This is a genomic window from Thiolinea disciformis DSM 14473 (assembly GCF_000371925.1).
GTDB lineage: Bacteria > Pseudomonadota > Gammaproteobacteria > Thiotrichales > Thiotrichaceae > Thiolinea > Thiolinea disciformis.
The window spans coordinates 150121-162662 of the sequence record NZ_AQVE01000006.1; the positions used below are offsets into that span (position 1 = coordinate 150121).

General features: G+C 46.5%; 14 protein-coding genes and 2 tRNA genes. 12 read left to right on the forward strand and 4 right to left on the reverse strand.

Annotation, left to right across the window (positions count from 1 at the left end; all coding sequences use genetic code 11):
- The first annotated feature begins 42 nt into the window (after positions 1-42).
- The 6 genes from hisA (at position 43) to A3IE_RS0106805 (ending at position 5278) form a co-directional block, all read left to right on the forward strand.
- Positions 43-777: a 1-(5-phosphoribosyl)-5-[(5-phosphoribosylamino)methylideneamino]imidazole-4-carboxamide isomerase gene (gene hisA / locus A3IE_RS0106780; RefSeq protein WP_020394851.1), complete on the forward strand. Its 735-nt coding sequence runs from the start codon at positions 43-45 to the stop codon at positions 775-777.
- On the forward strand, positions 778-1554 hold the full coding sequence (gene hisF / locus A3IE_RS0106785) for an imidazole glycerol phosphate synthase subunit HisF (protein WP_020394852.1): 777 nt from the start codon (positions 778-780) through the stop codon (positions 1552-1554).
- Positions 1555-1574: 20 nt separating this feature from the next.
- Positions 1575-3458 carry an AAA family ATPase gene (locus tag A3IE_RS0106790; protein WP_020394853.1) on the forward strand — a complete coding sequence of 628 codons (1884 nt, stop codon included), beginning with the start codon at positions 1575-1577 and terminating at the stop codon, positions 3456-3458.
- Between the two features lie 270 nt (positions 3459-3728).
- Positions 3729-3801, forward strand: a tRNA-Leu gene (locus A3IE_RS0106795).
- Positions 3802-3870: transfer RNA gene (locus A3IE_RS0106800), tRNA-Leu, on the forward strand.
- 244 nt (positions 3871-4114) lie between these two features.
- Positions 4115-5278, forward strand: coding sequence for a slipin family protein (locus tag A3IE_RS0106805; RefSeq protein ID WP_020394854.1), 1164 nt, complete (start codon positions 4115-4117; stop codon positions 5276-5278).
- A 122-nt stretch (positions 5279-5400) separates the two neighbouring features.
- Here A3IE_RS0106805 and cybH read toward each other — a convergent pair whose 3' ends face one another.
- From cybH to A3IE_RS0106825, 4 genes are read right to left on the reverse strand one after another with little or no spacing between them, the layout of a single operon-like run.
- The gene (gene cybH, locus A3IE_RS0106810; protein ID WP_020394855.1) at positions 5401-6105 is read right to left on the reverse strand and encodes a Ni/Fe-hydrogenase, b-type cytochrome subunit; all 705 of its coding nucleotides are present in this window, start codon (positions 6103-6105) and stop codon (positions 5401-5403) included.
- Positions 6106-6107: 2 nt separating this feature from the next.
- Entirely contained in the window at positions 6108-6323 is a 216-nt protein-coding gene (locus tag A3IE_RS0106815) for a hypothetical protein (protein WP_020394856.1), read from the reverse strand.
- Between the two features lie 9 nt (positions 6324-6332).
- Positions 6333-8147, reverse strand: coding sequence for a nickel-dependent hydrogenase large subunit (locus A3IE_RS0106820; protein WP_020394857.1), 1815 nt, complete (start codon positions 8145-8147; stop codon positions 6333-6335).
- 3 nt (positions 8148-8150) lie between these two features.
- Positions 8151-9248 carry a hydrogenase small subunit gene (locus A3IE_RS0106825; RefSeq protein WP_020394858.1) on the reverse strand — a complete coding sequence of 366 codons (1098 nt, stop codon included), beginning with the start codon at positions 9246-9248 and terminating at the stop codon, positions 8151-8153.
- Positions 9249-9493: 245 nt separating this feature from the next.
- Between A3IE_RS0106825 and A3IE_RS0106830 the strand changes: the two genes are divergently transcribed.
- From A3IE_RS0106830 to hybE, 6 genes are read left to right on the forward strand one after another with little or no spacing between them, the layout of a single operon-like run.
- On the forward strand, positions 9494-10186 hold the full coding sequence (locus tag A3IE_RS0106830) for a HyaD/HybD family hydrogenase maturation endopeptidase (RefSeq protein WP_020394859.1): 693 nt from the start codon (positions 9494-9496) through the stop codon (positions 10184-10186).
- 5 nt (positions 10187-10191) lie between these two features.
- A complete protein-coding gene (locus tag A3IE_RS0106835) occupies positions 10192-10512 on the forward strand; it encodes a HypC/HybG/HupF family hydrogenase formation chaperone (RefSeq protein WP_211206803.1) in 321 nt (106 codons plus the stop codon).
- A 4-nt stretch (positions 10513-10516) separates the two neighbouring features.
- Positions 10517-10921 carry a thioredoxin domain-containing protein gene (locus A3IE_RS0106840; RefSeq protein ID WP_020394861.1) on the forward strand — a complete coding sequence of 135 codons (405 nt, stop codon included), beginning with the start codon at positions 10517-10519 and terminating at the stop codon, positions 10919-10921.
- A 12-nt stretch (positions 10922-10933) separates the two neighbouring features.
- The gene (locus A3IE_RS0106845; protein ID WP_020394862.1) at positions 10934-11806 is read left to right on the forward strand and encodes a hydrogenase expression/formation protein; all 873 of its coding nucleotides are present in this window, start codon (positions 10934-10936) and stop codon (positions 11804-11806) included.
- Positions 11803-12036 (forward strand): rubredoxin, encoded by a 234-nt coding sequence (locus tag A3IE_RS0106850; protein ID WP_020394863.1) that lies wholly within the window; start codon positions 11803-11805, stop codon positions 12034-12036. The genes A3IE_RS0106845 and A3IE_RS0106850 overlap by 4 nt, the downstream gene beginning before the upstream one ends.
- The gene (gene hybE / locus A3IE_RS20120; protein ID WP_020394864.1) at positions 12029-12541 is read left to right on the forward strand and encodes a [NiFe]-hydrogenase assembly chaperone HybE; all 513 of its coding nucleotides are present in this window, start codon (positions 12029-12031) and stop codon (positions 12539-12541) included. Before A3IE_RS0106850 ends, hybE begins: the two co-directional genes overlap by 8 nt.
- Position 12542 lies beyond the last annotated feature (1 nt).

Genomic DNA, 12542 nt, shown 5'->3' on the forward strand with positions numbered 1-12542 from the left:
GATTTTGGGTAGGATGTGGGCTTCATTTTTAAGGATTTTATCATGCTGCTGATTCCTGCCATCGACCTGAAAGATGGTCAATGTGTCCGTTTGCGTCAAGGACGCATGGACGATACCACGGTGTTTTCTTCCAATCCTGTTGATGTTGCCCAACGTTGGGTGGATGCGGGTGCACGTCGTCTGCATTTGGTGGATTTGAATGGCGCATTTGAAGGCAAGCCAGTCAATGGCGAAGTAGTACGTGCAGTAGCGGCAAAATTTCCCCATATTCCTGTGCAAATCGGCGGTGGAATTCGTGATGCTGCAACCGTGGCGGCTTATTTAGAGGCTGGTGTGCAATTTTGCATTATTGGTACGAAAGCAGTACAAGAACCACAATTTGTGGTCAATTTATGCCAGCAATTCCCCCAGCATATTATCGTCGGTATTGATGCGAAAAATGGCATGGTAGCGACTGATGGTTGGGCGGAAGTATCGCGTGTTTCTGCTATTGACCTAGCCAAGCAATTTGAACAAGCCGGTGTGAGTGCCATTGTTTATACCGATATTGCGCGAGATGGGATGATGCAAGGTGTAAATGTCGAAGAAACAGCGCGTTTAGCAGAAAGTATTTCCATTCCAGTGATTGCTTCTGGTGGTGTAACAAATATGGATGATATTAAAGCGCTGTTGACGGTAGAAAATAAAGGTGTCATGGGCACGATTTTAGGGCGCTCGATTTATGAAGGGACGATTGATTTAGCAGAAGCGCAGCGTTTTGTGGATAAGGTGAGTTAAATGGGTTTAGCCAAACGCATTATTCCTTGCTTGGATGTGGATAATGGCCGCGTCGTCAAGGGTGTTAATTTTGTGGATATTCGTGATGCCGGTGATCCCGTTGAAATCGCAGCACGTTACAATCGCGAAGGTGCAGATGAACTAACTTTTTTAGATATTACCGCCAGTTCTGATAATCGTGAAACGATTGTGCATGTGGTTGAAGCGGTGGCTTCTGAAGTATTTATTCCCTTAACGGTGGGAGGTGGAATTCGCAAATTAGAAGATATTCGCCGTATGTTGAACGCGGGTGCGGACAAAGTGTCTATTAATACCGCTGCGGTTTTTAATCCTGAATTAGTGCGTGAGGCTAGCGGTTATTTTGGCTCACAATGTATTGTGGTGGCGATTGATGCTAAGCGCGTGAGTCAAGAAGGTGAACCATTACGCTGGGAAGTATTTACGCATGGCGGTCGCAAAACATCAGGGATTGATGCGATTGAATGGGCAGAGCGTATGGCAAATTATGGTGCCGGTGAATTATTAGTAACCAGCATGGATCGTGACGGTACCAAAATTGGTTTTGATCTTGCATTAACAAAAGCTATTACTGATCGGGTAAATATCCCGCTTATTGCTTCTGGCGGTGTGGGTAATTTGCAGCATTTGGCGGATGGGGTCTTGAGGGGTGGGGCTGACGCGGTATTGGCGGCCAGTATTTTCCACTTTGGCGAGTATACTGTCACCGAAGCCAAACAATTTATGGCAGAACAGGGCATTGAAATGCGCCTGTCATGAGAATAACTAAGGTATAAAAAATGTTAGCCTTCGATAAAGCATTAATTGAACAACGTAAAGCTGATTTAGAGCGTGCCCGCACTGAGCTGAAAACTCATTTCGTTGGTATTGATGCGATCATCGATGAACTCATTAGTTATATCCAAGTCTGGTATTTAATGCCTGAGTTATTAAAACGTCCTGTGATTGTCAATTTATGGGGCATGACAGGGGTGGGTAAAACCGATTTAGTGCGCAAATTAGTGCGTGCCTTGGCGTTTCAGGATCGTTTTGCTGAAATTGAATTGTCGAATATTGACCAAACCTATTGGCAATCTTCCGTTTCTAGCGTCTTAGATAATCATGGCTTTCATGATGGCAAGCCGAGTATTGTCTTTTTTGATGAAATTCAGCGTTTTAATACGATTGATGATGAAGGTAAGCCAATGGCGCAGACCAAATTCATCGACTTTTGGGGCTTATTATCCGATGGCCAATTAGCACGGCGCGATAAAGAAGATTCTGAAATCGATAATTTGTTGGCGAACTATTTTTTAGAGCGTAAGCAACGGCAAAAACGGCGTGAATCCGGTAATGAAGGCGCTTATGACGAGAGTAGTATTTTTAGTCCATGGCAGACCTTACCGCTGCGCAAATTATTAAATATTGATATGGATATGGAGAGTTTTCTCGATTTATCCGATGAGGATTTAATTGAGTTAATGCTCACCGCAAAACGCCAAAAAACTATTTATGAACCTATTAATCATGCCCAAACCTTAATTCTTATTTCCGGTAATTTGGACGAAGCCTTCAGCATGGCACGCCAAGCAGCAGAAGCGGACGTGGATGCGGATATTTTTCATGCTTTAACCAAAAAAATTACCTTAATGGATGTGAAGGCGGCCTTATTACGCAAATTCCGTCCAGAGCAAGTGGCGCGCTTTGGCAATATTCATGTGATTTATCCGAGTTTGCGCAAGCAGGATTTTGTCGAGCTCATTGCGCGTGAAATTCAGCGTGTCCAAGACGATACCTTTAAGCGTACGGGTATTAGCTTGTGCGTTGACCCTAGCTTGGAGGCGCTGATTTATCGTAATGGCGTGTTTCCGGTACAAGGTGTGCGTCCGGTGTTTTCGAGCGTGACCGATATTTTGGAAGTAAATTTATCGGGCTTATTGCTGGAAGCACTCACTATTAATGCCAAGTTGATTGAGCTGGCTTACGATGAATCGGGGCAGGCTTTAGTCGCGAAGATTGGCGATGCCTTGATTCGAGTCCCTTATGTGGGACGGATTGATAAAATTCGTGCCAGCAATGAAGAGGCGGTGGTGGCTAATATCAGTGTGCATGAAGCCGGTCATGCCGTGGTTTACATGCTGCTATTTGGAATTGCACCGATTCAATTACAAAGTCGTATTGCCAGTAGTTATCCGGGCGGTTTCACTTTCCCGCATCAGATTTATCATACCCAACGCAGTTTGCTCGATATGATTAAGGTCTATCTCTCGGGTGGTTTAGCCGAGGAGCTTTATTTTGGTAGTGGTCAGGCTAGTATTGGTCGTTTGCAAGATCGTGAAGAGGCGACAGGTTTGGCCTTAGATTTTATTCGCCGTTATGGTTTTGATGCACATTATCAAGCGAACTATGTGCTTTATGATCATGTGCATCAAATGGCCAAGGATGTCACAGATAAGGATGTAGAAAGCTTGATGGCGCGGATGGTTGATGAAACGCGTCATTTGCTGTCGGAGCATTTGCAATTAGTTCATATGTTGGCGCAACGCCTGAGTGACGTCGGCAAATTGGAAGCCGCCGCGATTGCTGCCTTGGCGCGTGAATATGGCTTGGCGGTGAGTGTGCAAGAAGAAGGGTATTTGTATATTCCTCCTTATGCTCTGCAGAAACCTAACAGCTTTTCTTGATAGTTAGGTGTTTTACAAGACTTTTGATTTGATACAAGCCTATCTTTTTAGATACGGAAAGTGTGCTATAAAAAACTTTCTGTATTCGTTGTTCGACATAAAATCACTATAAATCAGTATTTTAAATTTATTTCTGAACTTTGGCACGACTCGTGCAATCTATGTATCTGTCTGTAATCCTCCACTGTCACTTGTGGACTAGGTTCACAAGCCTAGCTGACGCAGCCGCCTATGGCGCGTGTGCGTATCGGTGCAGTATGAAACAGACCTGCGACTGTAGCGCAGTGGTAGCGCGCCCGAGTAACTCGGGAGGTCATTGGTTCGACTCCAATCAGTTGCTCCATGCTATAGCTCACTGGCAGAGCACTTGATTTAGGATCAAGGGTCATTGGTTCGACTCCAATTAGCAACTTACCCTGAAACGGTAATTCGCCCGCAAGGGCACATCAACGGCAAACCTCCGCGCTTGGCGTGGCATCTTCGGATACCACCATGCTGAGCACTACTGCGCTAGCCTGAGTACTGGGTAGGTAGATGGCGAGCGTTGTCATGCGAGCAGTTTAGACTGCGAGCAGCGCATCGTTTCCCCGTTTACCCAAAGTATTCAGCCTGTGGCAGTGGGGAGGAATGCCAACTTATTAATAAAGGACAACACCATGTTATTTAAAAAAACCGTTATTATTCCAGAAGCAAGTCGCGGGCTGTTGTTCAAAAATGAGCAGTTCGTAGAGGTTTTAAAAGCCGGTAAACACGAGTTCTGGGAATTAAGCGATACTTATAAAGTACAGATCACGAGCACTTTGGGAACGGTCACTAATCCTGTCTTAGAGCAGGTGTTAACACTCGCCGATACTTATCCCGAGCACTTCGCCGAGGATATTCAGCGTTGGGAAACCGGTGAACAAGAAGTTGGTTTGGTCTACCAAGATAATGTGCTGAAAGACATCAAAGCCCCTGCACAGCGCGGGGCGTATTGGCGTGGGCAGCGTGTGATTGAAGTACGCAAAGTCAATATTGCGGATGATATTCTTGTGCCCAAACACTTAGCGAATATCTTGATAAACGCGAAAGAAGCAGCTTTGCGTAATGTTGTGCTATTTTCGGTAGCAGTGAGTCATATTCCTGAAGGCCACATCGGTTTTTTAGAAATCGATGGTGAACAGCGCGAAACTTTGACGGCAGGTTCGTATGCGTGGTGGCAGTTTAACCACAGCATTAAAGTTACTCAAATGGATATGCGCTTGCAGAATATGGAGGTGAATGGTCAGGAAATTTTAACCAAAGATCGTGTCGGTTTGCGTATTAATTTGTCGGCCTTATGGCAAGTCAAAGATGCAGCCTTGGTAAGAACAAGTCTTGCTGATCACAAAGACTATTTGTATCGCGAATTGCAATTAGCTTTGCGCACCGTGGTGTCAACGCAGACTTTGGATGAGCTATTGGCGGATAAAAATCTGTTAAATCAAACCATTCAGAGCCTTGTTGCGGAAAAAGTGTCAGCCTATGGCTTGGAGCTAAACACGGTTGGTGCGCGTGATATTGTCTTGCCGGGTGAAATGAAAGCGATTTTGGCGCAAGTTGTGGAAGCTGAGAAAAAGGCCGAAGCTAATTTAATTCGTCGTCGCGAAGAAACCCAAGAAACCCGTTCTTTGCACAATACCGCGAAAGTCATGGAAGGAAATCCCGTATTATTGCGCTTAAAAGAACTAGAGATTTTGGAAAAAATCACCGGACGTATTCAAAATTTGAATGTGTATGGTGGTTTGGATGGCGTGATGAATGATTTGGTGAGATTGACCGAGCGCACTAAAAATCCTTAGTTTGAAGCTGCGATAGCTGAAGCAGTGATAGGCTCACTGAGCCTATTACTGCACTCACCCAAAAGCATTGGATTAGGTCAAAAATGCCACCTAAAGAATTAAGTGGCAAATCCCAGTACTGGTTAATGACCGTCGTCTACTTTGCGTTCGTCTTTGAAGGTGCGCCAGCCGCTAATCATAGAGCTGATTAGTGATTGGCGGGACATGATGTCTTCGCGGATGGCTACATAAATGTGAATCATCGCGAATAAGATAATCCACCACATCCCTAAATGATGCCAAGTGTGTAAATCCATGCTCTGACCCACTAAGGGAATCAGCCATGAACTAAACCATTGGAATTGCCAAGAATCGAGGCCCGCGCCTTCACCATAAAGGGCTAGGCCGGTAACAATCATGAACAACATGCCCCACACAAACATGATGTGCATAGTGAGCACGGCTAAAGGATTGTGGCCGGTATATTTGCGTGGTTCGCCCGCAAAAAACGCATACCACTTTATTTCATGCCACACGCCTCCCCAAAACTCCCGCTTAAAAATAGGAGGCAGAAAAATCTCACGTGAATGTTTGTTACCGACAAAAGCCCAGTAGATACGCGCCAAAAAGCCAATTACTAAGATATAACCCGCTGCAAAATGGACAAAGCGGATATAACCCATCAAAAAGTGGTCACTAGCCTCACCGGATAGCGTAGGCAGGGGGCTACCTATCAAATAGCCGGTCAAGGCTAGTGCCACAAGCGCGGCGGCATTGATCCAATGCCAAATACGTACCGGCGCTTGGTAGACATAGACCGCCGGTTGATAAGAAGTGGGGCTAGCCATGCTTAACCCCTTTGGCGATAGTGCCAAACCATGATGCCAGCAATGACCGCCGCCATCCCAACCAAGCCTAACAGATGATAAGGATGGCTAAGAAAGTGGGCGAGTTGCTGTAGGTGGGTGAGTGCATGATGATCGCCCGCATGAGCCATTAATGTGCCAGCATAAGCCGAAGTCGTTAGCAGGAGGATCATTTGAGTCAGTTTTAGGGTGTATTTCATAATGCTCTCCTAACGTATTTTAACCTGAGTCAGTTCTTCGCCATCGGGTCCCATCACGTGGGTCGAACAGGCTAAACAAGGATCGAAACTGTGCAAATTACGCAGAATTTCGACGGGTTCTTCGGGGCGCTCAACGGGTGTATTCATGAGGCAGGCTTCAAATGCGCCAATATTACCGGCGGGGTCGCGTGGTGAGCCATTCCATGTCGTTGGTACGACGCATTGATAATTCTCGATTTTTCCATCTTTGATGCGAATCCAATGCCCTAAACCACCACGCGGTGCTGCTACCGTGCCAAAGCCCTTGGCTTCTTTCGGCCATGTATCAGGATGCCATTTATCCATATTCGCTGTTGCGGTATCACCGGCTTTAATATTGCCGATTAATTGATTCCAATCATCCATCATCATATCAGCACAATATTCGGACTCTAAAGCACGTGCCAAGGTACGACCAATCGTACTATTGAGCGCGGTTTTCGCATCCAAGCTAGTGCCAGCCAGTTTATTAAACGCTGCGAGGCTGGTATCGACTTGGTTTTTCACATACTCAATACCTTTAGCATAAGCGAGCGTATAACGGGATAAGGGACCGACTTCGACCGCATGGCCTTTCCAGCGTGGCGCTTTAATCCATGAATATTTCGCACTTTCATCCAATTGCTGAATGTTGGTTGAGGTGCCGATCGTATTTTTACCTAGTTCATATTTCGGCTCAGTAATGCCATCCCAAGGATGTAGGCCTTTGGACTCATCGGGATAGGTGTACCACGAGTGAGTGACAAACTCTTGCACTTGCGCCGGATCAGTTGGATCAATCGGAAACACTTCATTCCAATTACCATTCAGGATAACGCCACCCGGCAATTGATCGGTGGATTTGTCATACGGCACTTTGGCGTAATCACCATAATCCATCACATTAATTGCGCCATGACCGCCACCCCACAGTTGATTCTTATAGAAGCTGGCAATGGCAATTACGTCTGGCACATACACGTTCTTATTAAACGCGATCATTTCTTCAATGCGTGCTTTGACGAAATTTAAACGCTCCATATTGAGCGGCGCACCGGCAGAATAATTCTGATCCATATTGATGGCACAAGGGACACCCCCGACTAAATAGTTGGGGTGAGGATTCTTGCCGCCAAATACCGTATGAACCTTGACGAATTCTTTCTGCATATCCAATGCTTCGAGATAATGTGCTACCGCCATTAAATCGGCTTCGGGTGGTAATTTGTAGGCGGGGTTCGTCCAATAGCCATTTTTGAAGGGGCCAAGCTGACCCGATTCAATAAAGCGTTTAATGCGCGTTTGCACATCACGGAAATAGCCGGGGCTGGATAAGGGATGTGAGGGGGAAACCATGTGTTGTAGTTCCGACGTCCCACGCGGATCAGCCTTCAGCGCATTCACCGGATTTACCCAATCGAGCGCATGCAGATGATAAAAATGCACAACATGGTCATGAACTTGCAGAGTTTTCGCCATAATTTCGCGAATCAGATGCGCATTCAGCGGAATTTTAATATCTAAGGCGTTTTCCACTGCGCGTACCGAGGTAAGTGCATGACAGCCCGTACACACACCACAAATCCTTTCTACGAAAGCCCAAGCGTCACGCGGGTCACGACCTTTTAGGATCACCTCTAAGCCACGCCACATTGTGCCCGTAGAAACCGCATTGCGGATCACATTATTCGCATCAATATTCACTTCGCAGCGCATATGACCTTCGATGCGTGTCACTGGATCGACTACCACACGTTGACCGGAAGTATCCAGCGAATAACCATTAGGCGTTTGAATAACGGCCATGTATTACGCTCCTTGTTTGGGCTCGTCGTGAGCAGCAGTAGTTTGAGTGGATTTAGCACGCTTCACCGCAGACATTGCGGCATGGGCAGCGATGGCAGTGCCTACGGTCGCAGCGGCAGCAATACCAATTTTGTCGGCATTCGCTTCCACACCAAAGGCTGGAATATCGGTGAGACGTGCATACCACGAGCCTTTATCCCAGAAGCCATCTTCCGAGCAGCCAATACAACCATGACCGGCTTGGATCGGGAAAGACGTGCCTTCATTCCAACGGATGGTCGAGCAAGCATTGTAAGTAGTTGGCCCTTTACACCCCATTTTGTATAAACAATAGCCCTTACGTGCGCCTTCATCGTCGAAGCTTTCCACGAATTGACCCGCGTCGAAGTGGGGACGACGGTAGCATTTATCGTGAATCCGCTGGCTATAGAACATTTTGGGACGGCCTTGGCGATCCAATTCAGGGAAGCGTTCAAAGGTCAGAATATAAGTCACCACCGCTGTCATGACTTCGGCAATCGGTGGGCAGCCAGGGACTTTTATAATTGGCTTGTCGGTAATAATTTTGTGAACTGGCGTAGCTTTAGTGGGATTGGGTTTGGCTGCTTGCACACAGCCATACGATGCACAAGAGCCCCACGAAATAATAGCTTTGCAATGTTTTGCGACTTTGGTGAGTTGTTCCACGAAGGGTTTGCCAGCGATAATGCAGGACATCCCTTCTTGATTGAGCGGCGGATTACCTTCCACGGCTAGGATGAAATTGCCATCATATTTTTGAATAGTTTCTTCAATGATAGCTTCGGCTTGCTGACCAGCGGCCGCCATAATGGTGTCATCGTAATCCAAGGAAACCATGGATAACACCACATCTTTAGCTAAAGGATGCGCTGAGCGAATAAAGGATTCGGAGCAGCAAGTACATTCCAAACCATGCAGCCAAAGCACCGGAATCCTTGGTTTATTCTCCATGGCATGAGCAATTTTACCAGCAAATTCAGGGCCTAAGCCGAGTGCAGCAGCGGTCAAGCTACAGTATTTCAAAAAGCTGCGGCGTGAAATCCCTTGACGACGCATCACATCATAGAAGGTTTCTAACATGGGGGAAGCTCTCCTCTTTTTAGTCTAGGCTTACGCCTTTCGTCGGTTTCTGCAAATCCTGTGCCAAGCAATCCTAAAGAGTTTTTTTATTATTCTTTTGTGAATAAAATCAGACATTAATCATTGCTTCTTAGTATTGAGCGGAAGTATCCAAGTAGTTAATTTGTCAGTTATTGGAAATAAGTCTTTCAATTTTTTTCAAAAGTGTAATAGGATATTTCACTTGTGAGGTAAGGAGGTTTCCAGTGACAGTAAAGCGTGTATTGCTGTTGGGTATCGGCAATGTGCTCTGGGCCGATGAAGGTTTTGGGGTTCGTTGCATTGAAGTACTGCATCAGCATTATCAATTCCCTGAGCATGTCACCCTGATGGATGGTGGCACCCAAGGCATTTATCTGGTTCAGCACGTACAAGCGGCGGATATTTTAGTGGTATTTGATGCTATTGATTACGGCTTGGAAGGGGGTACGCTCAAACTGATAGCTGATGCCGATGTGCCTAATTTCATGGGCGCAAAAAAAATGAGCCTGCATCAAACGGGCTTCCAAGAGGTCTTAGCGACTTCGCAATTGCTGGGACATTATCCGGAAAAGCTTTTATTAATTGGCGTTCAGCCGGTCGAATTAGACGATTATGGCGGCAGCCTTCGCCCAGCAGTAAAAGCCCAAATTCAGCTTGCTATTGACTGTGCGCTTCGCTATTTAGCAGATCAAGGTATTCATGCAATACCCCGCGCTACACCACTACCCAGCCACGAACACTTATCGCCTTCACAAATAGCACTGGCGCAATATGAGTCAGGACGCCCTTCCGAGCAGCTTGCGTGCCGTTTGGGAGATGATCGGGTGTTGACTGACCCAAGCCTTAAGTTTGATCCAAAACCTTCTCCCATTGAGCAAGCCATGAGTGTGTCTGTGGATCATTGGAGGGATCGCTGATGTGTATGGGGATTCCAATGCAAGTGCTGGAAATGCGCGGCACTTATGCTTTGTGTGAAGCTGAAGGGGAACAGCAATTACTGGATATGTTATTGGTTGGCGAACAACCCGCCGGAACATGGGTATTAAATTTCTTAGGTGCGGCGCGTGAAGTGATGAGTGCAGAACAAGCACAGGCTACGCGCCAAGCCTTAAAGGCCATGCAGTTGGTGATGCAGCAAGGCGTGAATGCTAACGCGAGCCTAGATAGTTTATTTGCTGATTTGATCGAGCGCGAACCCCCCTTACCTGAGCATTTGCGTGCGCAAGTGTTGAACCGAGGATAAACCCATGTCATCTCCTTTAATCGAGCGTCTTTTGCAAATCTATCCTTTGGTGGATGCAGCGAGTTTGTCTGCGTTTTTGGATGAGCATGAGTACAGTGTGTTGTTTTTTACCGAAGACCCTAATCGCTTTCCTGAAACCAACGATGTGGCAGTCGTGTTGCCCGAGTTAGTAAAGGTTTTTCAAGGTAAGTTTCAAGCGGCGATTATTGCTCAGCCAGATGAGAAGAAATTGCAAAGTTTGTATGGCTTCCAGTCTTGGCCAGCCTTGGTATTTATGAAACACCAACACTATCTCGGTGCAATTACCGGTATCCAAGATTGGTCGGTTTATCTACAAGATATTCAAACCATTTTAGCCTCGCCACCCAAGCGACCCTTATCCATTGGCATTCCTGTGGTCAGCCAGTAGAGGAGAAAAACGATGTCTGAGTTTCAATATAAGGGACGCCCACTGGGGATTCCGATTGTAGGCATTGGCACCCAGCCGATAGAAGAGGGGGATGAGCAGTTCAATTTCACCGGTTCACCCGGTGCTATGCCTACTTACCATCCGCCGATCTTGCCCGAGCCAGAAGAGATTGAAAATTTAGTTGAGGCAAAAGCTTTATTGCGGCGTTTACAAGAAGCGATGGCGAACTACCGAGCGGGTAGGCCAGCGCTAGTGTTTGACCTTTCGCATTTGGATGCGGCCAATTTGGATTTGGTCAATCAAGTCTTGAATGAAGGCGAGGTCAGTGTGGTTTACGAGGGTAGTCCACGCTTACACATTCAAGAATCGGTATTGACCGGTATTTGGCGGGTAAGAACTTATGATGCGCAGCAAGTGCTAGTCAGTGACGTGATTGAGGTTGGCGATATTCCTTCGGTGGTGCGTGACAAGACCTTTGCGAATGCAACGCCCATCGATACTGATTTAGAGCATTTACCCCAAGGTATTATTAATTCACCGTCACTGATTACGGAAATCGTCGAGCAAAGCCACGCATGGCAAGCCAACACCTTAGCACATGTGATTAATTTATCCTTATTGCCGCTTTCGCCTGATGATTTGGCGTTTCTGGGTGAGCGTTTAGGGGTGGGGGAGGTCACGATTTTATCGCGTGGTTATGGCAATTGTCGTATTGGTAGTACGCAAAAACGTAATGTGTGGTGGGTGAAGTTTTATAACTCTGATGATGCACTGATCCTCAATACGATTGAGATTATCGATGTACCAGAAGTGGCGCGTGCCGCACAGGAAGATTTGCAGGATAGTGCGCTGCGCTTGGCAGAAATTTTGGAGATTTATCAATGAGTATGCCAAGACAGGGCGGTTTTGAAGGTTCTTATGGTGGTGATAATGCACGCCTTAAGGATGCGGATAAGATGGAGTGCAAGATTTGTTGGCGTGTCTATGATCCGGCTGAAGGTTGCGACTATTGGCAAATAGCGGCTGGAACACCCTTTTCACAATTGCCGGAGCACTGGCGTTGTCCCGAATGCGATGCGCCCAAGCATCAATTTATGGTGTCACAGGATGAATGATCGTGTGCCACTAACATCGGCTATGTGGGTTGAACGTTTTGAGCATTTATTCAAGAACATTCAACAGATGCGTATGCAGGATTTGCCCTTTTTGCATACCGGCATAACCGTAAAAGCGTTTGGTTTTGAACCGCATCAGCAAGGTTTTTTAGGTGTCGTGCTCACACCTTGGTTTATGAATCTGATTTTTGTGCCAGAGGTTTTAACGCAGGAGCAAGTAGGTAGTAGACAGTTTTTGCAATTACCCGCAGGGACTTATGATTTTATTGTGAATTACGAAGATCCGATTGGTTTTTACTGGACTTGCTCTCTGTTTTCGCCAGTGTTGGAGTTTGAAGATCAACAAGCTGCCGAGCAAACCGCGCAATATGCCTTATTAGCCGTGCTGCAGCCGGATCACAGTTCAGCCAAAGACCAATACCAAGCCGAAAAGCCTTTAGCCGAACGCCTGCAACAGCCTATGTCGCGGCGTGCATGGTTGCAAGGTAAGTTTCTAAGAGATTGAA